Source organism: Flavobacterium sp. BFFFF1 (genome assembly GCF_002256285.1).
Lineage (GTDB): Bacteria > Bacteroidota > Bacteroidia > Flavobacteriales > Flavobacteriaceae > Flavobacterium.
Map to the genome: position 1 here is coordinate 148,996 of NZ_NKJE01000005.1, position 24,098 is coordinate 173,093.

At 44.7% G+C, this 24,098-nt stretch carries 20 protein-coding genes; 8 read left to right on the plus strand and 12 right to left on the minus strand.

From position 1 onward, the window contains the following. Positions 1 to 38 precede the first annotated feature (38 nt). From CFE23_RS04925 to CFE23_RS04940, 4 genes are all read right to left on the minus strand, one after another. Complete coding sequence (locus CFE23_RS04925; protein ID WP_291084887.1) at positions 39 to 1,676, minus strand: amino acid permease; 1,638 nt, start codon at positions 1,674 to 1,676, stop codon at positions 39 to 41. Between the two features lie 76 nt (positions 1,677 to 1,752). Then, positions 1,753 to 3,963 carry a patatin-like phospholipase family protein gene (locus tag CFE23_RS04930; RefSeq protein ID WP_291084890.1) on the minus strand — a complete coding sequence of 737 codons (2,211 nt, stop codon included), beginning with the start codon at positions 3,961 to 3,963 and terminating at the stop codon, positions 1,753 to 1,755. A 1-nt stretch (position 3,964) separates the two neighbouring features. Continuing rightward, positions 3,965 to 5,764: an excinuclease ABC subunit UvrC gene (uvrC, locus tag CFE23_RS04935; RefSeq protein ID WP_291084893.1), complete on the minus strand. Its 1,800-nt coding sequence runs from the start codon at positions 5,762 to 5,764 to the stop codon at positions 3,965 to 3,967. Between the two features lie 60 nt (positions 5,765 to 5,824). Further along, positions 5,825 to 6,250, minus strand: coding sequence for a hypothetical protein (locus CFE23_RS04940; protein WP_291084896.1), 426 nt, complete (start codon positions 6,248 to 6,250; stop codon positions 5,825 to 5,827). Positions 6,251 to 6,489: 239 nt separating this feature from the next. Between CFE23_RS04940 and CFE23_RS04945 the strand changes: the two genes are divergently transcribed. Beyond that, positions 6,490 to 6,960: a hypothetical protein gene (locus CFE23_RS04945; protein WP_291084899.1), complete on the plus strand. Its 471-nt coding sequence runs from the start codon at positions 6,490 to 6,492 to the stop codon at positions 6,958 to 6,960. A gap of 23 nt (positions 6,961 to 6,983) precedes the next feature. Beyond that, a complete protein-coding gene (locus CFE23_RS04950) occupies positions 6,984 to 7,547 on the plus strand; it encodes a 5-formyltetrahydrofolate cyclo-ligase (RefSeq protein ID WP_291084902.1) in 564 nt (187 codons plus the stop codon). A gap of 61 nt (positions 7,548 to 7,608) precedes the next feature. Here the strand turns inward: CFE23_RS04950 and CFE23_RS04955 are convergent, their stop codons facing one another. The 6 genes from CFE23_RS04955 to gdhA all read right to left on the minus strand — a co-directional run bounded on the left by CFE23_RS04955 (position 7,609) and on the right by gdhA (position 16,850). Then, positions 7,609 to 8,211: a lipoprotein signal peptidase gene (locus CFE23_RS04955; protein WP_291084905.1), complete on the minus strand. Its 603-nt coding sequence runs from the start codon at positions 8,209 to 8,211 to the stop codon at positions 7,609 to 7,611. Positions 8,212 to 8,315: 104 nt separating this feature from the next. Next, complete coding sequence (locus CFE23_RS04960; protein WP_108369729.1) at positions 8,316 to 8,696, minus strand: TraR/DksA C4-type zinc finger protein; 381 nt, start codon at positions 8,694 to 8,696, stop codon at positions 8,316 to 8,318. A gap of 7 nt (positions 8,697 to 8,703) precedes the next feature. After that, positions 8,704 to 12,108 (minus strand): isoleucine--tRNA ligase, encoded by a 3,405-nt coding sequence (ileS, locus tag CFE23_RS04965; RefSeq protein WP_291084908.1) that lies wholly within the window; start codon positions 12,106 to 12,108, stop codon positions 8,704 to 8,706. Positions 12,109 to 12,294: 186 nt separating this feature from the next. Next, complete coding sequence (recO, locus tag CFE23_RS04970) at positions 12,295 to 13,008, minus strand: DNA repair protein RecO (protein ID WP_291084911.1); 714 nt, start codon at positions 13,006 to 13,008, stop codon at positions 12,295 to 12,297. A 75-nt stretch (positions 13,009 to 13,083) separates the two neighbouring features. After that, complete coding sequence (locus CFE23_RS04975) at positions 13,084 to 15,387, minus strand: T9SS type A sorting domain-containing protein (RefSeq protein ID WP_291084914.1); 2,304 nt, start codon at positions 15,385 to 15,387, stop codon at positions 13,084 to 13,086. A gap of 119 nt (positions 15,388 to 15,506) precedes the next feature. Beyond that, positions 15,507 to 16,850 (minus strand): NADP-specific glutamate dehydrogenase, encoded by a 1,344-nt coding sequence (gene gdhA, locus CFE23_RS04980; protein WP_291084917.1) that lies wholly within the window; start codon positions 16,848 to 16,850, stop codon positions 15,507 to 15,509. A gap of 263 nt (positions 16,851 to 17,113) precedes the next feature. On the opposite strand from gdhA, the gene CFE23_RS04985 reads away from it, so the two are divergent. Then, positions 17,114 to 17,920, plus strand: a complete 807-nt coding sequence (locus CFE23_RS04985) for a glutamate dehydrogenase (protein WP_291084920.1) — start codon at positions 17,114 to 17,116, stop codon at positions 17,918 to 17,920. 77 nt (positions 17,921 to 17,997) lie between these two features. Here the strand turns inward: CFE23_RS04985 and CFE23_RS04990 are convergent, their stop codons facing one another. Then, the gene (locus CFE23_RS04990; RefSeq protein ID WP_291084923.1) at positions 17,998 to 19,140 is read right to left on the minus strand and encodes a cystathionine gamma-synthase; all 1,143 of its coding nucleotides are present in this window, start codon (positions 19,138 to 19,140) and stop codon (positions 17,998 to 18,000) included. A gap of 97 nt (positions 19,141 to 19,237) precedes the next feature. Here CFE23_RS04990 and CFE23_RS04995 point away from each other — a divergent pair, with 97 nt between their 5' ends. After that, complete coding sequence (locus CFE23_RS04995; protein ID WP_291084926.1) at positions 19,238 to 19,981, plus strand: DUF3298 and DUF4163 domain-containing protein; 744 nt, start codon at positions 19,238 to 19,240, stop codon at positions 19,979 to 19,981. Here CFE23_RS04995 and CFE23_RS05000 read toward each other — a convergent pair. Next, positions 19,974 to 20,429: a DinB family protein gene (locus CFE23_RS05000; RefSeq protein WP_291084931.1), complete on the minus strand. Its 456-nt coding sequence runs from the start codon at positions 20,427 to 20,429 to the stop codon at positions 19,974 to 19,976. The genes CFE23_RS04995 and CFE23_RS05000 overlap by 8 nt on opposite strands. Positions 20,430 to 20,495: 66 nt before the next feature. On the opposite strand from CFE23_RS05000, the gene CFE23_RS05005 reads away from it, so the two are divergent. The 4 genes from CFE23_RS05005 (at position 20,496) to CFE23_RS05020 (ending at position 24,040) form a co-directional block, all read left to right on the plus strand. Then, on the plus strand, positions 20,496 to 20,843 hold the full coding sequence (locus CFE23_RS05005; RefSeq protein WP_291084933.1) for an ArsC/Spx/MgsR family protein: 348 nt from the start codon (positions 20,496 to 20,498) through the stop codon (positions 20,841 to 20,843). Continuing rightward, positions 20,843 to 21,745: a DMT family transporter gene (locus CFE23_RS05010; protein ID WP_291084935.1), complete on the plus strand. Its 903-nt coding sequence runs from the start codon at positions 20,843 to 20,845 to the stop codon at positions 21,743 to 21,745. The genes CFE23_RS05005 and CFE23_RS05010 overlap by 1 nt, the downstream gene beginning before the upstream one ends. Positions 21,746 to 22,204: 459 nt before the next feature. After that, entirely contained in the window at positions 22,205 to 23,761 is a 1,557-nt protein-coding gene (locus CFE23_RS05015) for an aldehyde dehydrogenase family protein (protein WP_291084938.1), read from the plus strand. A gap of 93 nt (positions 23,762 to 23,854) precedes the next feature. After that, positions 23,855 to 24,040, plus strand: coding sequence for a hypothetical protein (locus tag CFE23_RS05020; RefSeq protein WP_291084941.1), 186 nt, complete (start codon positions 23,855 to 23,857; stop codon positions 24,038 to 24,040). Positions 24,041 to 24,098: the final 58 nt, after the last annotated feature.

Consider the following 24,098-nt stretch of genomic DNA (forward strand, 5'->3'; position numbering starts at 1 on the left):
TGTTAAATTTACTGCCTTCCTGATTCTTTATTTTTATTTTATCTTACTTTTTTAAAACTGTAGGCATATATCATAGCGTGCAACACGGCGAAAAACAATGAGAAGTAAAACAGGAAGTGATCATCCCCGGTTTCCAGATTGTGGTGGATAAATGCGATAACGATCAATGCAAACACCATACCGAATCCCGAAGCGGCAACCGTTTTATAATTCTTCAGGCTGAAACTGCCCTGGTTCAGGATACTGTGCTTCATGCCGTAGAACAGGTAGAAATCAAATCCAATCATCATCCAGACGATAAGCCTGATCCATGTGTCAAGCGGCAGGAACACCATCATAAACAGGCAGACGACGATACCCAATATTGGTACCAAAGGCACCAGCGGTGTACGGAAGGCTCTAGGTGCTTCCGGCATTTTCTTACGCATAATCAACACGCCGATACACACCAGGATAAACGCAAACAATGTACCGATACTCGTCATTTCACCCACCACGCGGGCGGGAACAAACGCAGCAAAAGCGCTGACCAATACCATAAATAATAGGTTGTTTTTTGCCGGTGTCCTGAATTTAGGATGTACTTCTGAAAAAACTTTTGGCATCAACCCGTCCTTACTCATCGAGAAAAACACACGGCTCTGCCCCATTAGCATCACCAGGATCACCGATGCATAACCGCCAAGGATGGCCAGCAGGATGGCATTATTTAACCACGGATAAGCTGGTGTAATCATCCCGTTTGCCCCGACAGTACCCATCGCTTCAACAGCCACAGCTACAGGAGCGATGCCGTCTTTGCCTGCAAAGGCCTGGTAGTTTACCACACCCGTCATGACGTGTGCAAAAAGAATATACAGCACTGTACAGATTCCTAGCGAAAGCAGTATCCCGATCGGCATGTCGCGTTTCGGGTTTTTAGCTTCCTGTGCCGCTGTGGATACGGCATCAAAGCCGATGTAAGCAAAGAACACGATGGCTGCTGCACGGATAATGCCTGAGAAACCGAATGAACCAAAAGTTCCTGTGTTTTCAGGAATGTATGGATGGTAGTTTTCCGGTTTAATGTACTGCCAGCCCACGGCAATAAAAATCAATACCACGCTGACTTTGAGTAAAACGATCACGCCATTTACGAAGGCAGATTCGCGGGTACCACGTATTAACACCAATGACATCACCATTACAATCAGTACCGCAGGCACGTTGATGATACCGCCCTCAAAAGGGGATAACATGAAATTATCGGGTAAATCTATGCCATAACCGTGGAGGAATTTCCCGAGATACCGCGACCAACTAATCGAGACGGTTGCGGCGCCAACAGCATATTCCAGCACCAAATCCCAACCGATAATCCAGGCAATAAATTCTCCCATGGTAGCGAAAGAATAGGTGTAAGCACTACCTGCCACCGGAATCATCGAAGAGAATTCAGCATAACAAAGTCCGGCGAAAATACAGCCGAATGCAGCGACAAGGAATGAAATGGTTATTGCAGGCCCTGCGTTTGTGGCTGCAGCAAGTCCTGTGATTGAAAAAAGTCCCGCGCCGATAATCGCACCGACGCCAAGCGCCACTAATCCTGAGGCAGATAAAGTTTTCTTTAATCCTTTTTCAGATTCCGAAGCTTCTTCGAGTAATTGATTTAATGGTTTTCTTCTCCAGATTGACATATTTCAGTGTTATGGTTGTTAATGAAATCCAAATATATCGTTTTTTTCAAAACAGCAACGATAATTTTTTGGACCATCAAAACCAAAACCCAACACTGAACCACGTAAAACCCTTGCGCAATTCGGGAGACCAGGAATACTTTACCTCGATCGGGCCGATGATGGTTTCCAGTCCGTAGCCCACGGCATATCCGGTGTAAGTTGGTTTAGAGATCCACGCTGTATCCTGGAATAATTGATCACCCAGATTGGCATAATTAGCCGCCACATTGAGGTGGTGCTTCTTAAAAAATTCATAATCAAAGGTAAAAGTAGCCTTTACATAACTGTCTGCGGTCAGGCTCAGGAAGTCATAGCCATAAAATGGCTTGATATTATCGAGTTCGTTAAAGCCGTATCCTCCTAAAGTGAAATTGAAAAAGTCGATTGTCCGCTCGCCAATTGCAAATCCACCTTCAGTTTCTACACGAAGGGTCGCCTTGTTGAAAAGCGTCTGGGCAATCCCGAAGCTGCCCTTGGTTATTGAAAAAGGCTCAAAATTGTTGGTGAAGTCAGTAGAGTATAGGTACGACTGAAAGTCGCCACAAAAGTACCACCCGTGGTGTGGGAAATACTTGTTGTCATAAGAGTCGTATTTCATATACCCAAACGCACTGCCGTAATTGCTTTTTTCGAAAGTTGGAGAGGTGTTTTGGAGTGTCTGTGAGCTAATCTTGAGCGACTTGAGTTCTATGCCCGTGCCAATCACGAACTTTTGGGCAAACACCGTTTGAACATAAGCCTGGTTTGTAAAGTCGGAGAAATCGATGTTAAGCGAATTGATGCCCAGCAGTTCCAGCAATTTACCGTTGTTAAAATCAATGGAAACGTTGCGGTTGAACTGGTTGAATTTTGATTTAAAGCCAAAACTCCAATAGAACCCATTGTCGATGTAATAATCCAGGTTGTATCTCAAATTATCGCCCAAAATCAGGTCGGCAGAAAGCACGTCATTCTTCAGAAACGTTTTCTTATTGGTAAAATTGACCAGGATGCCACTCTTGTACAACCCGTCGTAATGCAGCCCAAACTTCAAATACGTACGCATGCTGTTTTCCGTCAGTTGCAGGTTCAGGTCATCTTTGTCGCCATTTTTCTCTAATGAATAACCGATGGCGCTGAAGTTCTCCGTTGCGCTGAGGCTGTTGATGCCATTCTTTAAATCGGTGTAAGATATTTTGGTGTCAGGTTTAAAATTTAATTTACCAATGATATAGGCCCTGGTGTAATCGGTGAGTTTGTTTGTGGAGATCCTAAAAAGAGAGATGCTGTCATTTGGCTTGGTCATACCCGGCTTGGAGTATGGTTTGTCAGGGTCTGCAAGCGCTTTGATTTTTTCATATACCGCAAACGCCGCATCTTCCCCGCGTTTGATGATATCCTTCCCTTCATCAAAAGAAATCACGGAGAAATCGCTGATGTCCGGTTTGATGTAAATATCCGTCAGCTTGATTTTTGCTTTCATCTTTTCAATCATCTCCAGGTTCGAGATCTGTACCAAGATGCGTGTGGCATCCTTCAGCGCCCGCCGGTCCTTCAGGTCGTCCTGTACATCTACACCAATAATAATGTCGGCGCCCATTTTACGAACTTCTTCCACCGGGTAATTGTTTGTTACCCCGCCGTCAATTAACAGGCGGCCGTTGACTTCCACCGGGGAAAAAAGACTTGGAAAAGCGGAACTTGCTAACATCGCCTGTGCCAGATAGCCATGATCCAGTAAGACTTCCTGGCCCGTTTCAATATCGGTGGCCACGCAGACGAAAGGAATGGGCAACTTATTAAAATCCCTGACATGGCGCACTTTATCTGTCAACCGTGCCAGTAAATTATAATTGTACAGGCCTTTGGAAAGCGCCGTCGGGATACCGATACGGAATTTATTAAACGGCAGTTGGATTGCATACAGTTCGTCGTTGCGCTTCCCAAAGAAGTTCTTGGTGCTGCGCGGAATATAATCTTTCAAGAGTTCGTCGAAATCAGTGGAGGTAAAAATGGAATCGATTTGTTTTGCCTTGTAGCCGGCAGCATAGAGCCCTCCGACCACAGCGCCCATGCTGGTGCCGCCGATGTAACTGATTTCGACGCCCGACTCTTCAAGGACCTTCAATACCCCGATGTGTGCGAAACCTTTGGCGCCGCCGCCGGTCAGTACCAATCCCACCTTGGGCCTATGATTTTGTTGCTCTTGCGAAAAAGAAGCCAGCGATGCGCATAACATCATGACCAACAGAGCAAAATTTTTCATTTTAAGTTGTTTTCGTGTGGTAAAAGTCGGTAATTTTTTTGGCTTTAGAAACACCAACGACGTCCGAAATCTCTTTTTCAGTCGCCAGCTTTAGCCTTTTAACAGATTTGAAATGTTTCAACAGTGTCACCATCGTTTTTTCGCCAATACCGGGAATCGATTCGACAGACGAATTCAATGCCGATTTACTCCTTTTATCCCTGTGGAATGTAATCCCGAAACGGTGTGCCTCGTTACGGAGCTGTTGGATTACTTTTAAGGTTTCTGATTTTTTGTCTAAATATAGCGGCACATTATCGCCCGGGTAAAACAGTTCCTCCAGCCTTTTTGCAATCCCGATAATCGCAATCCTGCCGCGCAGTTCTAACGCATCGATGCTCTTCAGGGCTGAAGACAGCTGTCCTTTCCCACCATCGATGATGATGAGCTGCGGCAACGGTTCACCTTCGTCAAGAAGGCGCTTGTATCGGCGGTAAACCACTTCCTCCATCGAGGCAAAATCATTCGGACCTTCCACGGTTTTGATGTTGAAATGGCGGTAGTCTTTCTTGCTGGGCTTGCCGTCTTTAAATACGACACAGGCCGCCACCGGATTGCTGCCCTGTATGTTTGAGTTGTCAAAACACTCGATGTGGCGCGGCTCCTCGCTCAGGCGCAGGTCCTTTTTCATTTGTGCCATGATACGCGTCGTATGCCGTTCAGGGTCAACAATCTGCAGTTGTTTCAGTTGGTCCAGGCGGAAGTAACGCGCGTTGCGTTCAGACAGTTCTAACAGTTGTTTTTTATCACCGAGTTGTGGTACGGTAACTTTAATATGCTCGCCGAGGTCGATCTCGAAAGGCAGGATTACCTCACGCGTCAGCAACTGAAAACGTTCACGAAGTTCCACGATGGCCAGTGCAAGCAGTTCCTCGTCAGGCTCTTCAAGCCTTTTCTTGATCTCGAGCGTGTGTGAACGCACTACGGATCCGTGGGAAATCTGCAGGAAATTTACAAACGCGGCGCTTTCGTCGGAGATGATCGAAAACACGTCCACATTGGTAATCTTGATGTTGGCAACCATCGATCGGGACTGGTAATTTTCGAGCACCTCAATCTTTTCCTTGAGTTTCTGGGCTTCTTCAAAACGCATCTCGGCCGCGCATTGCCCCATCGATTTCCTGAATTCGCGCAGGCTTTCTTTGAAGTTCCCTTTCAGGATCTGCCGGATGGCATCCACATGTTTTTGGTAGTTTTCGAGCGGTTCATGGCCTTCACATGGCCCTTTACAGTTGCCGATATGGTACTCGAGGCACACCTTGAACTTGCCCTTTTCAATGTTGTCTTCTTTTAAATCATAGTTGCAGGTGCGCAGCGGATACAGTTCCTTGATCAGGTCCAGAATGGTGTGCACGGTCTTGAAACTCGTGTATGGCCCGTAATATTCAGACCCGTCCTTAATCATCCGGCGGGTGGGGAAGATCCGCGAAAAAGGTTCTTTCTTGATGCAGATCCAGGGATAGGTCTTGTCATCGCGCATCAACACATTAAACCGCGGCTGGTTTTTCTTAATCAGGTTGTTTTCCAGCAGCAGTGCATCACTTTCCGAGGCTACGACAATGTGCCTGATGGTAACAATCTTGCGCACCATCACATTCGTCTTGGCCGTGTCATGCACCTTGTTAAAGTAGGAGGAGACCCGTTTCTTCAGGTTTTTGGCCTTACCGACATATAGGAGCTTTCCTTCCTTATCATAATATTGGTACACGCCGGGGCCGTCCGGAAGCGATTGAACCTGTAAGCTTAGGGATTCTGAAACCATGGTGTAAAGTTAATCAATTCTGGGTATTGCAGAAAGCATGGTGGTGGCGGTGTTTTAATTTTAAGGTTTGGAAAGGTCAAAATTGGGTGGGGAAATCAAGGTCAGGCAAAATTTAAGAAAATATCCGGCTTTTATGTAATCAACTGTTTGGCGGAAATTGTATTTTACCTTCAGGGAAGGGGTCACTGTTTTCCCTAAGCAATTACCATCACACTTCGTTACTGCAAATTCGGATATTTTGTTAAAGTTGCCCTTAAAGTTGACACTCATGGCGATACAAAATTTAAGAGAATATCCGGCTTTTATGTAATCAACTGTTTGGCGGAAATTGTATTTTACCTTCAGGGAAGGGGTCACTGTTTTCCCTAGGCAATTATAATCACTTCTTGTTACGGCAAACGCAGATATTTTGTTAAAGTTTTTCGGTGGGGCGGGCGCGTAAGGTAATCCAATTCGATTAAGGACAACTCCAATACCGTGATTCACGCATGTTTTATACAATTATACAAATAAATGGTTATGATTAAAAAATTGAGATAATTGGTCAATTTATTAATTAAATTGCTTGAAAAATATAATATATAAATCAATGTTTTGAACATATTATTATATTAATAAATAATGTAAAACAATACTTTGTTTAAGTTAATCAAAATTTTGATTTATGTAATTAATGTATTGATTAACTTATTATATTTATGGGATAATTTCTAAAATACGATACCATGCCGATCGAAAACTTAGGCAAGACCCACCTCACGGAGGTAGAAATGGAACAGATCAATCAAGCGTTGGCAGCAATCGAAGCTTTGGTCATGCCACTTACCGTTAACCTGAATCATAAGGATAAGCTTGGGCTTTGTAAGGTGGGAGAACACAACAAGCTGCTGATTAACAAAGTGCGCGATTACGCTGAAATGAGTCCGGAGCTGCGTTCCCCCGATGTAGACTGGGAGGAATTCAGGCGCGATTATGCCACGCGCTCCCATGCTTCGGCGGCGATATCGAGGTTACAGAGTCTGGAGGGGATGCTGCGCGACATGAAGGCGCTCAATGACCATGACAATTACACCGATGCACTGAAGGATTACCGGTTTGCGCAGTACAAGACGCAGTCGTCACAGGATGCGGGATATAGCACCAAAGCCGAGCAGATGAAACCGTTTTTCCCTAAGACCGGGAAGAAGAAGCGGTAGTAAATCGTCCTAAATTTTACAACATGAATAAAAAGGAACTCCGCACCAAATATAAAGCGTTAAGGGGCCAGCTTTCCGAATTGGATCGCGATGAAATGAGCCTCGCCATCGCAAACCAATTAATCGGGATGTCCATTTGGGATAGGTTATATTACCACGTTTTCCTGACGATTGTAGCGCAACACGAAATCGATACGGAACCCATTCTGCACCTGCTGTCTGGAAAAGACAAGGAAGTTGTGGTGTCGCAAAGCCATTTTGATACGGGGGAGATGACGCATTTTCTATTGACCGACAATACCGTCTTCCGCAAAAATGAATACCATATTCCCGAGCCCGTGGATGGGATTCAGGTGCCCGTCGAAAAGATTGATGTGGTTTTTGTGCCGTTGCTGGCGTTTGATAAACAAGGAAACCGCATTGGGTATGGAAAAGGATTCTATGATCGGTTTTTGAGCCAATGCAAACCGGGAACGATAAAAATCGGGTTGTCTTTTTTTGAACCGGTGGACGCTTGTTCGGATGTTTTTGAAAGCGATGTGAGGCTGGATTATTGCGTCACACCAAGGGGTGTTTGCGTATTTTAAGATTGAAAGATTAAAAGATTGAAAATTCGATTCAGCACCACCATGCGAATCTTTCAATCTTTCAATTCTTATGAAAAGCCTTCTTATTAAAAACAATCAAAATCCCCACACCCGTTGAAATCGCCATGTCGGCAATGTTGAAAATGGCGTTGAAGAACGTAATTTCGTGGCCACCCCAGATGGGAACCCACTTCGGCAATTCATAATTTTCTATAAACGGGAAATACAGCATATCGACGACCCGTCCATGAAACAGGGTGCCATACGGTTCCGGCGAAAATAGGGTTGCTACCTGTGTTGAGGTGCTTTGGTCAAAGATCAGGCCATACAATACGGAGTCGATAATGTTTCCAAAAGCGCCTGCAAGGATCAAGGAAATGGCCACGATGAGGTAATTCGAGGCATGGTTCTGCACTGATTTGTACAGCCAGTATCCTATTCCGCCCACCGCGATGATCCTGAAAAGCGTTAAGATGAGTTTTCCATAATCCCCGGGGATTTCAGCGCCCCACGCCATGCCTTCGTTTTCTATTAACGTAATCTTGAACCAGCCGGCAACATGTACCTTTTCGTAATAGTAAAAATGCGTTTTGACATATATTTTAGTGATCTGGTCGATCAGTAAAAGCGAAATGATAATGAGATAGGCTCTTTTTAAAGACATTATAGAAATTTTAGTGGCGCAAAAGTAATTAAATTCCAAAAAAGAAATTCCAAATCCCAAGGTTTAATTTGGAATCTGGAATTTACGATTGTATTATCGGTGAATTATCGCTGTAGGTTTTTGGCCTCGATGCTCATGGTAGCGTGCGGAACGATTTTCAGGCGTTCCTTTCCGATGAGTTTTCCGGTTACTTTGCATACCCCATAGGTTTTGTTCTCCACACGGAAAAGCGCATTTTTCAAGTCACGGATGAATTTCTCCTGGCGGATCGCCAACTGTGAGTTTGCTTCTTTTGACATGGTTTCGCTGCCTTCCTCAAATGCCTTAAAGGTTGGCGAAGTATCGTCTGTACCGTTGTTTAGGTCATTCATGTAGGCACTTTTGATCAGATCGAGATCCGCTTGTGCTTTTTGTATTTTTTTCAGGATAATTTCTTTGAACTCTGCGAGATCTGCGTCAGAGTATCGTGCAACTTCATCTACCATTTTTGTTCTATTTTGAAATTAATATTTTTGTTTTGATATCGTCGAATTCTATTTCGGTGCCCGAAGGTACTGTTTCCATAAAAACAATTGTTTCAGTTAAAGTTTCAGATTTTATATAATCCACATTTGCTTCCACTGCTTCTTTTAACGAACTGCTTCCTGATTCAATCTGCACATTAATCTTGTCCATCACCTCAAATCCCGAGTCTTTTCGGATATTCTGTATCCTGTTGACAAGCTCCCTTGCGATGCCTTCGTTGCGGAGTTCCGGAGAAATCGTGATGTCCAGTGCAACGGTGATTCCGTTTGCATTCGCCACCAACCAGCCTTCTATATCCTGGGATGTAATCTCTACATCTTGTAATGTTAAAGTTATATTATTTCCCGAAATAACAAGCGCAATGCTTCCGTTCCTGTCGAGCTGGGCAATCTGCTCCTGTGAAAAGCCTTGTATCTCTTTGGAAATCAAACCCATATCTTTGCCAAAACGCGGTCCCAGTGCCTTGAAATTGGGTTTAATCTGCTTCACCAATACGCCCGAGGCATCGTCCAAAAGTTCGATTTCCTTCACATTTACTTCGGCTTTGATGAGGTCAGAAATGGCTTCAATTTCCTGTTTATGATTCTCGTCAAGTATCGGTATCATTACCTTTTGCAACGGTTGTCTTACTTTAATCATCTCCTTCTTGCGCAGTGATAAAACCAATGATGAGATGGTCTGGGCTTTCTGCATTTTGCTCTCCAGCGTTTTATTAACAAAGTTTTCAACGAATTGCGGAAATTCGGCCAAATGTACGGACTCAAAACCCTCTGAATCAACAGCGGCTGTTAAATCTATGTAAAGTTTGTCCATAAAAAACGGCGCGATCGGGGCGCTCAGTTTTGCGACTGAAATCAAACAGGTATACAACGTTTGGTACGCCGCAATCTTGTCCTGCGCATATTCGCCTTTCCAGAATCGCCTCCGGCACAAACGCACATACCAGTTGCTCAGGTTTTCCTGAACAAAATCGGAAATCGCGCGCGCGGCTTTCGTCGGCTCATAATCGGCGTAGAAACCATCTACGTCTTTTATTAAGGTGTTCAGCTCTGAAATGATCCATTGGTCAATTTCAGGACGTTCCTGCAACGGGATTTCCGCTTCAGCATACTTAAATCCGTCGATATTGGCATATAGCGAAAAGAACGAATACGTGTTGTATAACGTGCCAAAGAACTTCCGGCGTACTTCCGCAATCCCTTCAATATCAAATTTCAGGTTGTCCCAAGGGTTCGCATTGGAGATCATGTACCAGCGTGTCGCATCCGGGCCGTATTCTTTGATCGTTTCAAAAGGATCCGTCGCATTGCCAAGGCGTTTCGACATCTTCTGGCCGTTTTTGTCGAGCACCAGTCCGTTGGAAACCACATTCTTATACGCAATCTTATCAAAAACCAAAGTGCCGATGGCGTGTAACGTATAGAACCAACCGCGGGTCTGGTCAACGCCTTCCGCAATGAAATCTGCAGGGAAGTCGGTGTTGCCGTCGATTTTTTCCTTGTTCTCAAACGGATAATGCCATTGTGCATAGGGCATGGCACCCGAATCGAACCACACGTCAATCAAATCGGTCTCCCGAGTCATTGGCTTGCCTGAAGGAGAAACCAGTGTAATCGCATCGACCACATTTTTGTGTAAATCCACCAAATCATAGTTGCTTTCGGCCATGTTCCCGATTTCAAACCCTTTAAAAGGATTTTCTTTCTGGAAACCGGCAGCGATGGATTTCTCGATTTCATTGTACAACTCTTCGACCGAGCCGATCAGGATCTCTTCCTGTTTGTCTTCCGTACGCCAGATCGGCAATGGGATGCCCCAATACCTTGAACGCGACAGGTTCCAGTCGTTGGCATTCTTCAGCCAGTTCCCGAAACGGCCTTCGCCAGTGGCTTTCGGTTTCCAGTTGATGGTTTCATTGAGGTCGAACATGCGGTCGCGCACGTCGGTGATCTTAATGAACCAGGAATCCAATGGATAATATAGGAGCGGCTCATCCGTCCGCCACGAGTGCGGATAACTGTGTACGTATTTCTCGACCTTAAAGGCCTTGTTTTCTTCTTTTAACTGGATCGCAATCTCGACATCCACGGATCTTTCCGGGGCGGTGCCGGCGTCGTAATATTCGTTCTTTACATATTTGCCTGCGTAAGGCCCCACATGAGAAGTGAACTTCCCCTGTAAATCAACCAACGGAATTGGCGTTCCGTTTTCATCCAGTACCAACATTGGCGGAACTTCTGGTGTCGCTTCTTTCGCTACCTTCGCATCATCGGCTCCAAAAGTAGGCGCGGTGTGGACAATTCCGGTTCCGTCTTCTGTCGTGACGAAATCTCCTGAAATCACGCGAAATGCATTTTCAGGATTTTGGTAAGGCAATATAAAAGGCAACAATTGTTCGTAGCGGATGTCAACGAGATCTTTCCCTTTGGCTTCCGTTAAAATGGAATAAGGGATTTGTTTGTCGCCCCCTTTATAATTGTCGAAATCGGCGGCATCGGCACTTTCAGTAAAACCTTTGCCAAATTGCTTCCCAACCAAATTCTTTGCCAACACCACATTGACTGGCTCAAAAGTGTACTGGTTGAAAGTTTTCACCAATACATAATCTATATTTGGCCCAACCGTTAAAGCGGTATTGCTCGGCAGTGTCCATGGTGTCGTCGTCCAGGCTAAAATGTGGACGGCTCCAAAACCTTGTAAAAACGAAGGAAGTGTTTCTTGTTTGGTTTTAAACTGCGCCACAATCGTCGTATCCGTCACATCGCGGTACGCGCCGGGCTGGTTCACCTCGTGTGAGGAAAGTCCGGTGCCGGATTTAGGGGAATACGGCTGTATCGTATAGCCTTTGTACATCAGGCCTTTGTCGTAAATCTGTTTCAACAGCCACCAAACCGATTCCATATATTTGGATTTGTAGGTCACATAGGGATCTTCCATATCGACCCAATAACCCATTTTTTCGGTGAGGTCATTCCACACATCGGTGTAGCGCATCACGGTGCGTTTACAGGCTTCATTGTAATCTTCAATGGAAATGGTTTTCCCGATGTCTTCCTTGGTAATGCCCAATTCTTTTTCGGTACCGAGTTCTACCGGCAGACCGTGGGTATCCCAGCCGGCCTTGCGTTTAACCTGGTATCCTTTTTGCGTCTTATAACGGCAGAAGATGTCCTTGATTGCACGCGCCATGACGTGGTGGATTCCGGGCAGGCCGTTCGCTGACGGCGGGCCTTCAAAAAACACGAAAGGCTCGTTGCCTTCGCGGGTGGTGACACTCTTCTCAAATATGTTTTCTTTCTTCCAGAAATCAAGGACTTCTGATGCCACTGTGGGCAGGTCCAATCCTTTATATTCCTTAAACTTAGCGCTCATTTTCAGTCGTTTTCTAAAATCAATCTGCGAAAGTAGTGATTTCCGCGAATAGTGGAAAGTCGAAAGCCAGAAAGTTGGACATGCACACGGCAGTAGGGTGCGCATTTTGTGCTGGTCGCTTTATTGCGAAGATCGGAAGATTGAGGGATTGAACGATTGCGGATTGGAAATGGGCTGGTTTCGAGCTTATGAGAACACTTCGCGCAGCACCTCCAACGACTTTGGTTTTTTAAACCCATCCAGGTGCAGGCTGTAGTAATCGATCAGGATGCGCAGTAAAACCTGCCGTTCGGACACGTGGAATGCCTTGTGTCCGTCTTCAAACCGCAGGCCAAGCAGTTTTTTGAACAAGGCTGTTTCAGGTTCGGAGAGCGAATTCAGCGCCGGGAAATCGGTGAAAACGCCTTCGAGGACATCCAGGAACGCATCTTCAATACGGGACACGTCCGGGTAAAACCCAAGAAATTTTGTCATTTCCAGAAGCAGGATCAAATGGAAATTCGCAGTGTCTTTGTGGTTGTCCAGCCAAGCCATTGCGGTGTACAGAAAATCAAAAAGGGCTTCATTTTTTTCTTCCTCGTGGATGGAATGGTGCAGCATTTCTGCGATAAAAAGGGTAATCGTGCTTTTAACGACATCATTCGGGATGGAATGATAGTGCGTGGCGAGGCGGACTTCGCGAAAATGCTCCAGCGTCCCTTTATTTTTGTGCGATGCCTCGATTTCGAGTAGGGTCATCGGCTGGAAATACGCCATTTTCTGGTTGTTTTTTGAGGAAGAAAATGCGGAGCGCACGAAGTAGGATTTCAATCCGTCGGATTCTGTAAAGCATTTTACAATGAGGTTTTTATCCTGGTATTTCAGCGAAGAGATCACAATGGCGCGGGTTTTTACTAACATGTTTTTTGGGTTTTGGGTTTTGGGTTTTGTTACTGGTAGCGGAAATACCAACACCCAGTACCTAATACCCAACACCTATCTTATGATCATTACTTTTTTTACGGTGGTCAGCGCACCGTCCTGTGTAGAAATGAAAATCATGTACACGCCGGAGGCTACTTTGTATTTCCCGAAAGCCGTAGTGTCCCATTCAATCGAGCCGCCTTCGGAAACGACTTCGTATACGAGACTCCCTTCGATATCTGCAATTTTTACGGTCGCTTTGTCGGTGAGTCCTGTAATTTTTACCGTACCGCTGAATTCCGGACGTACCGGGTTCGGATACACGAGCACATTTTTCAGATCGTCATTTGCAGCAATTGCCGTTCCTTTATATGAAACCAGTCCTTTGGTAGTGGCAAAAAAAACTTCCCCGGTGGATTTATTGACTTCGATATCGTTGACAGAATTGCTGGGTAGTGGTGAGTTTGAACTGTTGAAGATGTGGAGCACGTCCTCGCCATTGGCGGAGAAATGAAAGACACCTGCATCGGCGGTCGCGATCCACTTGTTGTTGGCCCCGTCGATAGCAATATCGGTTATAAACTGTTGCGAGAGGAATTCTACTGCTACTTTTACACCGTCGATTTCCTCTTCGATGATGACTGGCCGTGCGGTAAGTTGCCCTTCGCTCAGGAAGCTGTCTACGCTGGACAGTACGCGTAGGCCCACCGTTGTTCCGATCCACAGCTGGTTTCGATTGTCTACGGTTGCGACGCGAACATTGTTAATTTGCAGGTTACCGACATCGGCACCGGATTTAATGGTCTTAAAGACATTGCCATTGTCGTTAAAGCCAATCAATCCGTCATCGCGCGTGGGCATCCATTTTGTCCCGTTCTTATCGATGGTAAGCCGCCCGATGTTCAGCCGAAGGACGTTGTTGTAAACCCCCTGCAGGTCGTACGACTGCCAGCCGCCGCCGGGGCGAAGTACTTTAAGGGCATGCCTGACGATGCTATTGGTCACCCACAAATTACCGGATTTGTCGAATGCCGTTCCGTCAATGCGATAGGTGCCTGTACCCGGAGGATCTTCGGGACCGTTGGTGGTATTGGTTCCATCATACAGTATTTCTGGGACATCGTCCTGGAATTTAAGCAATCCTGAATGGAATGAACTGAAGTAGACCTGATTTTCATCCGCAGGATTGGGGGTAATCCTTACGATGGAAGCAACGTCTTTCCCAACGGCATCTTTAATCGCCTGATATGGGATATTGAGCCAACCGGTCGGAGAAAATTTACTAACACCGAAGTACTCCAACGGATAGGGATTGTAGTCGACGTCGTAGTCTCCATAGCTTGCCCAAAGATTTTCGGTGGTGGCGGCAATCGCAAAAATATTGTTTCGCAGCGGGCCATTCGGTGTGATGTTTTGGAATGCCGAAGGCACGAGCGTGGTGCCATACACCCCATTTTCTTCGGTGCCAATGAAAACCCTGTCACCAATCATTGTGGCACAGTTGAACACCACATTCATTGTTTCAATCTCTGAACTGGCTATTACCCTGGTCTGGATGAGCTGTTCGTTGTAGATGTAGACGCGGTCCTGTATTGTTGCCAACAGGTAGTCGCCGGCCTTGCGAAGATCTTTTATGGTTAAGGGGAGCGAGGTGAAGGTGATGAATGTTCCGCCTTGTAACTTTGCCAATGCACCAGAGGAAGTTGCACCAATAAGATTACTGCCGAAGGTTTCCACACCCACCCATGAACCTGCTGCGGCAGTGCTCCATTGACTGAAGTCGTTCAGGTTTGGATTTGTAATGTCGCCGCTGCGGATTCCGATATCCGCGGTTGCGGCGTATATTTTTCCATCAAAGACCGCAGTTTGTGACACGACGGTTTCCTCTCCGTTATTTCCGATAAAATAAGTGTCACCAAACTGCAGCGTATTCAAATTATATTGTACGACCCCGAAATCACACGAAATATAAAGTACGCCTTCATACTCCATAAAGTGATTTACTTTTTTGATGTTCGGCGGAATTTGTTTGTTAATAATGTCGACTACCTTGAGGATGGCGTCGTCTGCATCGTTAATCACGATGATTAGTCCATTTTGGTACCCAATCAGCGTTTTGCTGAAGGCATTACTGTGATAAATGCTGGAAATGCTCTCGCTGGGTAATCCGTCAATCGTGTTGGTGGTTTTTATTTCATTCGTTGCCAGGTTTTTTGAAAAAATACTGTTTTCAGATCCGGCGTAAATGCGGTTCGGAGAAGTGGCAAGGTCTTTTATGGAAGTATAAGAAAAATACCCTTTCCAAAGTTGGTTTTCCTGGCAGAAGCCAGTGTAGGAAAAAAAAACAGCGGAAATAAGGATGAAAAAATATTTCATTTCAGGCTTTTAAGTGACGCAAATATACAAAACGCAAACGTGTGTGTTTTCATATCTGAACGAAATAAAAAAGCCTCCTGTTTCTTTTCAGGAGGCTTCAATTTTATTGGCTTTTAAGCTTATACCACACCTTGCGCAAGCATGGCATCGGCTACTTTTACGAATCCGGCGATATTGGCACCTTTAACATAGTCAACATAACCTGCTCCATCAGAGCCATATTTCACACAGGATGCGTGGATGTTAAGCATAATATTTTTCAAGCGCTCATCTACTTCCTCAGCGGTCCAGCTTAGACGCAAAGAGTTTTGTGACATTTCAAGACCTGAAGTCGCAACCCCTCCCGCATTTGATGCCTTTCCAGGAGCGAAAAGGATTTTCGCGTTTTGGAATACGGTAACTGCTTCTGGTGTTGAAGGCATATTTGCACCTTCAGCTACACAGAAACAACCGTTGGCAACCAGCATTTTTGCTTCTTCCTCGTTTAATTCGTTTTGCGTCGCACACGGTAAAGCCACGTCGCATTTCACTTCCCATGGACGTTTTCCTGCCACGTAGGTAGCATTTGGGTATTTTTTAGTGTATTCACTGATTCGTGCGTAATCGACATTTTTGATCTGCATGATGTGCGCCAATTTTTCGGCGTCAATTCCATCAGCATCATAAATATAACCGGCAGAATCTGAAGCGGTCACTACTTTGGCGCCCAATTGTGTGGCTTTTTCGATAGCATATTGCGCTACATTTCCTGAACCCGAAACCACGACGGTTTTTCCTGAAAAGCTGTCGCCGCGTGTGTTCAGCATACTTTGAGCAAAATACACATCGCCGTAACCGGTTGCTTCCGGACGAATCAGAGATCCCCCGAAAGAGATGCCTTTTCCTGTTAATACGCCGGTAAATTCATTTCGTAATCTTTTGTATTGACCGAACATGTAACCAACTTCTCTACCGCCCACACCGATGTCGCCGGCAGGAACGTCAGTATCTCCACCAATATGTTTAGACAATTCAGTCATAAAAGCCTGGCAGAAACGCATGATCTCGTTGTCAGATTTTCCTTTTGGATCGAAGTTAGCGCCTCCTTTACCGCCGCCCATAGGCAGCGTGGTAAGGCTGTTTTTGAACGTCTGTTCAAATGCGAGAAATTTAAGGATACTTAAATTTACAGAAGGGTGGAAACGAATTCCTCCTTTATAAGGACCAATTGCGGAATTCATCTGGATGCGGTAACCGCGGTTCACCTGCGTATTTCCGGCATCATCGGTCCATACTACGCGGAAAGTGATGATACGCTCGGCTTCAACCATTCTTTCGAGGAGCATTTTCCCCTGGTATTTTTTATTTTGTTCAATAAATGGAATTACTGTTTCAGCAACTTCATGAACGGCCTGCATAAATTCAGGTTCATTCGGGTTGTTTTTTGCTACTGAATCTACAAATGCTTGAATACTTTGTGACATGATTATTAGATTATTAACGCTTTATGAAAACGTTTTCGTTTGCAGGAACAAATATACAGTATCTAAGAAAATATAAACATTTGTTTTTTTGTATTCTCAACAGAATTATATTTTTGTTAAACAAAATTCAAGTTAAGTATAAATAGCACATGATTTTAAACTAATATGTTATTATTTTCGTACAGAAATAAGTAAATCTTATTTTATTTTTACAAGTGAATGTTGTTTTTATATCTTTGTCACAATTTGAATCCCAAACAATAATGCTTAAAAAGTCCCGCTTCGCCATTTTTGTTTTGCTCGGCCTATCTATCAACGTCCACGCGCAATTTGGATTTTCCCATGAAGTTGGGATTATCTCAGGTCCGGTGGCATTTCAATCCGATTATGGTGAGCGCCATGACCTTGAAACCAACGCCGGAAACACTGGCTACGGCATTGGAATTGTTCATTACCTGAATTTCTCTTATCAGGCGACTTGTAACTGCTACACTGCTGATACCTATTTCAATGATCACTTTAAGCTTCGGTCTGAATTGTCTTACAGCAAGACAAAGTTGCAGCATTTCGGGAGGTGGGTGGATAAGCCAAGCGCAAACAATCTGGGTGTACAGCAGTTGAAGGCGATGCGCGGTTCTACGGAAATTACGAACATTGGTGTACAGTTGGAGTTTTTCCCACTCAGCATCCGTGATTTTACGGCAACGATTGGAAGTTTTGCACCGTATGTCAGTCTTGGTGCGCATTACAGTTACTACAATCCTCAAGCGTATTCTTTGTTAGGACCATTGGGAATCCCGCAGACTACTTTTCCAAAATACCTCGAACCTTCTGATGGACGGCCACACGGATATTCAGCTGAAGACGGGAATGTTTGGTCGGTAGTCAGTAGTGTCGGGACAAGGTATAAACTTTCTCCGCTTTCGGATTTGATGGTGGACCTCAGATGGCAATATTATTTTTCAAACTGGGTAGATGGTTTGAATCCTAACCCCGACATTTATTCGGAGAATAGGGCGAATGACTGGCTCGTCTGGTTTAACGTGGGATACATTTACTATCTTCAATAAAATAACGACCCATAAAAAATCCCGATTCTTCAGATCGGGATTTTTTTATAACGGTATTCAATTTTTCTTATTCGATATCAACTCAAAGCCTGTTTAATATCCTCGAGCAGGTCTTCGATGTCTTCTATCCCAACGCTTAAGCGGACCAGGTCATCGGTAATTCCGATTGCCTTTCTTTTGTCCTCCGGAATGGAAGCATGTGTCATCAGTGCGGGATGATTTGCAAGCGATTCGACGCCGCCCAGAGATTCTGCCAAAGTAAATACGCGCAACTTTTCAAGAAATGAAATGGCATCTTCTTTTTTAGCAGAAGTAAATGTAAAAGACACCATCCCGCCGAAATCTTTCATCTGCTTTTTAGCGATCTCATGATACGGGTGGCTTTCAAGTCCAGGGTAATATACGGTGTTGATTTTTGGATGATTATTAAGGAATTCAGCCACTTTTTTACCGTTTTCACAATGCCTTTGAACGCGAAGGCTCAACGTCTTAATACCTCGTAAAACCAGAAAACTATCCATTGGGCCGAGTGTTGCACCCGTGGCAAACTGCTGGAAATGCAGTTGCTCACCCAGTTTCTCGTCTTTGATGACCAGTGCGCCGGCAATGACATCGGAATGGCCGCCAAGGTATTTTGTTGCGGAGTGCATTACGATGTCGGCGCCGAGGTCCAGCGGCTTTTGAAGATAGGGCGTTGCAAAAGTATTGTCAACGGCGAAAAGGATGTTGTGTGCCTTTGTTATTTTCGCAATCGCTTGGATATCGGCGAGTTTCATCAGTGGATTTGTAGGCGTTTCCACCCAAACCAACTTGGTGTTTTCATTAATCAACGCCCTAAATCCGTCGATATCATTCATGTCAATAAAATGGAATTTGATTCCTGAATCTTTGTAGATCCGCGTGAACATCCGGTACGTTCCGCCATACAGGTCGTCCATCGCAATGATTTCGTCGCCCGCCTTAAACGATCGCAGCAGACAGTCAGTAGCGGCCAGTCCTGAGGAAAATGCCAATCCACGGCTTCCGTTTTCAATACTCGCCAGTGCCTTTTCGAGTGCGGTACGTGTTGGGTTTGACGCGCGGCTGTATTCATAGTCGCCAACCGGCTTTCCGGGAGTTGTCTGCGCATAAGTTGACGTTTGGTAAACAGCAGGCATCACGGCGCCGGTTTCATGGTCGTGTGTCTGCCCCCCGTGGATCACTTTGGTATCGAATTTCATAATCGTTTTTTGTTGTTAAAATTATGGCAAATTTATTGTTTAATTTTTCTTAACCCAATCCCATCTTAATACCTTTGTGGAAATTAACATTTTTGCCATGAAAAAAATTGGAATACTGCTGCCATTGCTTTTGTTATTCGCCGGTTGCAACAACGATTTGTCATTTAAAGAACAGAAATATTACAAAAAATCCACATTGCCCTGTAAAGCGGAATGTACGGATATTTCAGTCGTTGTTCCGATTGCCTCAGACAAACCCATCGTCGCCGACAGCATCAACAAAAAGGTATTTGCCACAATGAAGGAGATTATTTACGTGGGGGAGAAACCATTTACAGCAACGGATTATAACGGCTTGCTGTCAGCATTTATTAACGCTTATGACAAAATGCAGACGGACAATCCGAAAGACGTGTTCAATTGGAAAGGGGATATCAAAGGGAAAGTAATTTACCAGTCAGACAGTATTATCGATATTGAGCTGAAACACTATACCTTTACCGGTGGCGCGCATGGATACAGCGGACGGCACTCGTTGATTTTTGACGCTATGACCGGAAAATTTATCCCGAATGAATACCTGTTCAGGGACAAAAAGGCGTTCATGGCTTTTGCCGAAAAAAAATTTCGTATAGCATATAAAATTCCTGAAGGACAGTATATAAATGCCACAAACCTGATGTTTGAAAACGGCGTGTTCCAATTGCCGCAGACGTACTTTTTCACCGATAAAGGCCTACTGTTATTCTACAACGTTTTTGAAATCGCCTCTTATGCCGATGGTCCTAAGGAATTGTTGATCCCTTATAGTGAAGTCAATAAATACCTCACAGTCAGATAAATTTCCGGATGCTCATCATCATTCCGATGTGCATTGCCTCATGGTAGTTGTTAAATTCAATAGCATCTTCCGCGCTGTTCATTGTAAATCCTGACAATGAAGTAAATTCGCTAAAGGTTTTGAAAACACCGTTTTTCAGGTCGGCCCCGACTTTGTCAATCGGTGGGAACAGCAGTGCCCGAATTTCATCGGCTTCTTCCTGCGTCGCATCTCGTTCCGGCCGCGTCCCCCGTTTGTATTTTGCAATCATGTCATCGGAAACCAACATGGGGAGCCCGGAAAGTTTGTAAATGATCATTTGCTGCACGACTACAATATGACCCATATTCCAGATCAGGTTGTTGTTAAAACCTTCCGGCACCTTGTTAAGTTGTTCCAAGGTGTAGTTTTCAAAATACTGGTCCAACACTTTACGGCTGGTTCGGGTAACTTCTAACGTACGCTGCATGTTTATTTTTTTGCTAAAAATACTAAAATCCGTACAAAATGATTTTTCTTTGCCGAAAGAAACGCTATGAACCGAATATTCTACCTCGCCTCCTGTGATACGTGCCGTAAAATAATTAAGATGCTTCCGGAAAACGACCTTGTTTTTCAGGACATCCGCCAGGAACCTATTACTCCGGCGCAACTCGATGAAATGAGGAATCTGGCCGGAAGTTACGAAGCACTCTTCAGCAGAAAAGCCCAATTGTACAAATCAAAAGGGCTAAAAGACCAAAACCTGACCGAAGCAGATTATCGGAACCTTATCCTGGAACATTACACCTTCCTGAGCAGGCCGGTTTTTATAATCGATAGCAAAATTTACATCGGCAACAGCCCGAAAAATGTAGCCGAAGTAATTAAAGCCTTAAGCTAATGTCAAAAAGAACTGCTGCGCTCATCGCTGCCACGATGGTGTCGCTGATTTATGGTGTCACGTTTACAATTGCCAAAGACGTCATGCCCCAGTACATCAACCCTTATGGGTTTATTGTGCTTCGGGTGGGCGGATCGGTAATCCTATTCTGGCTGGTCTGGCTTTTTATGCCGAAAGAAAAAATAGCGTTGGGCGACTTCCCGAGGATTATCGCCGCTGCTGTTTTTGGTGTGGCGTTGAATATGCTCACGTTCTTCAAAGGACTCAGCTACACTTCACCGATAAGTGCCTCCGTCATCATGGTCACAACGCCGATTATCGTACTGGTCCTGTCGGCCATCATTATGAAAGAGCGAATGAAAAAAAGCAAGGTTTTGGGAATCGTCCTTGGTCTTGCCGGAACGGCATCGCTGATTTATTTTGGGAATCACCACGCCAGCGCTACCGCAACCAATGGTACCTTGGGCAATTTGCTCGTTTTTATCAATGCCGTTTCGTATGGTTTTTACCTGATCATTGTGAAAAAGCTGATGGAAAAATACAATGCCTTTACTTTTGTAAAATGGATTTACCTTTTCGGCTTTTTGATGGTGTTGCCCTTTGGATGGGCTGAATTTAATGCGATAACATTGAATCTGATGCCGGAAGCAGTCGTCTGGAAAGTCGCTTTCGTGATTGTTTTTTCGACTTTCCTAACCTATTTGTTGAACCTGCTCTCTATGAAAACACTGAAACCCGTTACCGTAGCGGTTTTCATTTACCTGCAGCCTTTGTTCGCGACCCTTATCGCGATCGGCCTCGGCAAAGATTCGTTGTCGTTGATAAAGTCGGTTTCTGCGGTCCTTATTTTCTCAGGCGTCTACCTGGTGACACAAAAAACCACTCATTCCACTCCGGATTAGTTTTTAATGATTTTCAGGAGCCTTATTCCGCTCTGCGCTATTATCTTTTTTTTGGCATTGTCCTAAAATTGGTGTGCAATATTATTTAATCACCAATGAAAACATTAACAAAATATGTGGGATTTCCGTATCGAAATGATTCGAGATTTTTGTAGGGAATACTTCCATTATCCCCTTCCCTTAAAGTAAAAATACAAATTTTCCAGAACGTAATCTTACGGGAAAACCAGACTTTTTCTTAAAATTTATTTCAGACATTATTTTAGGACAATACTTTGTTTTTAAAGAAAGAAAGTAGCGCTGCTGCGATCGGGGCTATGGTCATCTACCCAGTGATACGCAGCAGGAAGCAAATTTATTGATGAACAGGTGGAGCAATTATGAATTATCATTTACCTTTGCGCTCGCACTGGAATACTTCAGGCTAAACAGATTAAGTAAACGATATATAACAACGATATGACAACAACAATCGCAGCACAATTTGGGATGACCGAAGCGTTAGCACAATTGGGAATTAAGGATATTAATGAAGGGACGTCAACAGGCCTCGAAAATTTTTCAGGTGGAGCAATTCTCGAATCGTACTCACCAGTCGACGGTCAGTTGATCGGTAAAGTACGCATGTCTACTGCTGCCGACTATGAAAAAGCCATGGCTGCGGCAACTGAGGCATTCAAAACCTTTCGCCTGATGCCCGCACCGCAACGCGGCGAAATCGTTCGTCAATTTGGCGAGAAACTCCGTAAAAATAAGGAAGCGCTTGGAAAGCTGGTATCCTACGAAATGGGGAAATCACTACAGGAAGGTTACGGCGAAGTTCAGGAGATGATCGACATCTGTGATTTTGCAGTGGGTCTTTCAAGACAGCTGCACGGTTTGACCATGCATTCAGAACGTCCGGGACACAGGATGTACGAGCAATACCATCCGCTTGGGGTGGTCGGGATTATTTCGGCATTTAATTTCCCAGTGGCAGTTTGGTCGTGGAACACAGCACTCGCCTGGATCTGCGGAGATGTTTGCATTTGGAAGCCATCTGAAAAAACACCACTTTGTGGTATCGCCTGCCAGAACATCATCGCTGAGGTAATCCGCGAAAATAACCTTCCGGAAGGGATATCATGCTTGATCAATGGCGATTATAAAATCGGGGAATTAATGACCGCTGACTCGAGAATTCCATTGGTATCCGCCACCGGATCGACCAGGATGGGTAAGATTGTGGCGCAGGCCGTTGCGGGAAGATTGGGAAGATCTCTTCTAGAGCTAGGGGGTAACAATGCAATCATTGTAACGCCGGACGCAGATATCAAGATGACTGTCATCGGTGCAGTATTTGGCGCAGTAGGGACGGCCGGACAAAGGTGTACATCAACCAGGAGGTTGATCATCCACGAAAGTATTTATGACAAAGTAAAAGATGCTATTGTTGCGGCTTATGGGCAACTTAAAATAGGTAACCCTTTAGACCAGAACAATCACGTGGGGCCGCTGATCGATACGCAGGCAGTGGATTTGTATAATAAGGCATTGGAAAAAGTAGTTGCTGAAGGAGGCAAAATCCTGGTTGAAGGCGGTGTGCTTTCTGGAGAGGGTTATGAAAGTGGTTGCTACGTCAAGCCCGCTATCGCAGAGGCAAACAACAATTTTGACATCGTGCAACACGAAACTTTTGCACCAGTACTGTACCTGCTGAAATATACAGGCGAAGTAGACAATGCGGTTGCCATTCAAAACGGTGTAGCGCAGGGACTATCGTCTGCCATCATGACCAATAATCTCCGGGAAGCTGAACACTTCCTATCTGTAGCGGGTTCTGACTGTGGTATAGCAAATGTGAATATTGGAACGTCCGGCGCAGAGATTGGTGGTGCATTTGGCGGCGAGAAAGAAACAGGTGGAGGTCGCGAATCAGGTTCGGATGCATGGAAAATTTATATGAGACGCCAAACAAACACAATCAATTATACGACTAAATTGCCGTTAGCCCAAGGGATTAAGTTTGATTTATAGAAGGAATGCAATGCATAAATTAAAAAGGCTGCCCATCAGGCAGCCTTTTTAATTTTATATCTGTTTACCGAATATATTCCATAAAAAATCGCCATGATAAGTAAAATATATATTCCACCATCAATTGGATTGCCAGGAGGACCGGGCGGTATTGGCGGCGGCGGTCCATCAACAGGTGGTCCTGCAATGCACATCGCCGGAGCGAAGAGTGCGGTAAAAATTGTGAAAATGAATAACTTATTGGGGACAAATTTCATACACCACAAAATTATAAAATAAAACTTAGTACCAAAGCTTTGACATGTTTATTATCAAATATATAACAGTTACGATAATT

What these genes read in the sequence shown, in the direction of transcription:
- gdhA (WP_291084917.1), bottom strand. Translation starts at nt 16,850, where the DNA reads ATGTCACAAAGTATTCAAGCATTTGTAGATTCAGTAGCAAAAAACAAC.
- ileS (WP_291084908.1), bottom strand. Translation starts at nt 12,108, where the DNA reads ATGAGCGCTAAGTTTAAGGAATATAAAGGATTGGACCTGCCCACAGTG.
- CFE23_RS05005 (WP_291084933.1), top strand. Translation starts at nt 20,496, where the DNA reads ATGAACCGAATATTCTACCTCGCCTCCTGTGATACGTGCCGTAAAATA.
- CFE23_RS04930 (WP_291084890.1), bottom strand. Translation starts at nt 3,963, where the DNA reads ATGAAAAATTTTGCTCTGTTGGTCATGATGTTATGCGCATCGCTGGCT.
- CFE23_RS04925 (WP_291084887.1), bottom strand. Translation starts at nt 1,676, where the DNA reads ATGTCAATCTGGAGAAGAAAACCATTAAATCAATTACTCGAAGAAGCT.
- CFE23_RS04960 (WP_108369729.1), bottom strand. Translation starts at nt 8,696, where the DNA reads ATGGTAGATGAAGTTGCACGATACTCTGACGCAGATCTCGCAGAGTTC.
- CFE23_RS04985 (WP_291084920.1), top strand. Translation starts at nt 17,114, where the DNA reads ATGCTTAAAAAGTCCCGCTTCGCCATTTTTGTTTTGCTCGGCCTATCT.
- CFE23_RS04955 (WP_291084905.1), bottom strand. Translation starts at nt 8,211, where the DNA reads ATGTCTTTAAAAAGAGCCTATCTCATTATCATTTCGCTTTTACTGATC.
- CFE23_RS04975 (WP_291084914.1), bottom strand. Translation starts at nt 15,387, where the DNA reads ATGAAATATTTTTTCATCCTTATTTCCGCTGTTTTTTTTTCCTACACT.
- uvrC (WP_291084893.1), bottom strand. Translation starts at nt 5,764, where the DNA reads ATGGTTTCAGAATCCCTAAGCTTACAGGTTCAATCGCTTCCGGACGGC.
- CFE23_RS04945 (WP_291084899.1), top strand. Translation starts at nt 6,490, where the DNA reads ATGCCGATCGAAAACTTAGGCAAGACCCACCTCACGGAGGTAGAAATG.
- CFE23_RS04995 (WP_291084926.1), top strand. Translation starts at nt 19,238, where the DNA reads ATGAAAAAAATTGGAATACTGCTGCCATTGCTTTTGTTATTCGCCGGT.
- CFE23_RS05010 (WP_291084935.1), top strand. Translation starts at nt 20,843, where the DNA reads ATGTCAAAAAGAACTGCTGCGCTCATCGCTGCCACGATGGTGTCGCTG.
- CFE23_RS04990 (WP_291084923.1), bottom strand. Translation starts at nt 19,140, where the DNA reads ATGAAATTCGATACCAAAGTGATCCACGGGGGGCAGACACACGACCAT.
- CFE23_RS04950 (WP_291084902.1), top strand. Translation starts at nt 6,984, where the DNA reads ATGAATAAAAAGGAACTCCGCACCAAATATAAAGCGTTAAGGGGCCAG.
- CFE23_RS05000 (WP_291084931.1), bottom strand. Translation starts at nt 20,429, where the DNA reads ATGCAGCGTACGTTAGAAGTTACCCGAACCAGCCGTAAAGTGTTGGAC.
- recO (WP_291084911.1), bottom strand. Translation starts at nt 13,008, where the DNA reads ATGTTAGTAAAAACCCGCGCCATTGTGATCTCTTCGCTGAAATACCAG.
- CFE23_RS05015 (WP_291084938.1), top strand. Translation starts at nt 22,205, where the DNA reads ATGACAACAACAATCGCAGCACAATTTGGGATGACCGAAGCGTTAGCA.
- CFE23_RS05020 (WP_291084941.1), top strand. Translation starts at nt 23,855, where the DNA reads ATGATAAGTAAAATATATATTCCACCATCAATTGGATTGCCAGGAGGA.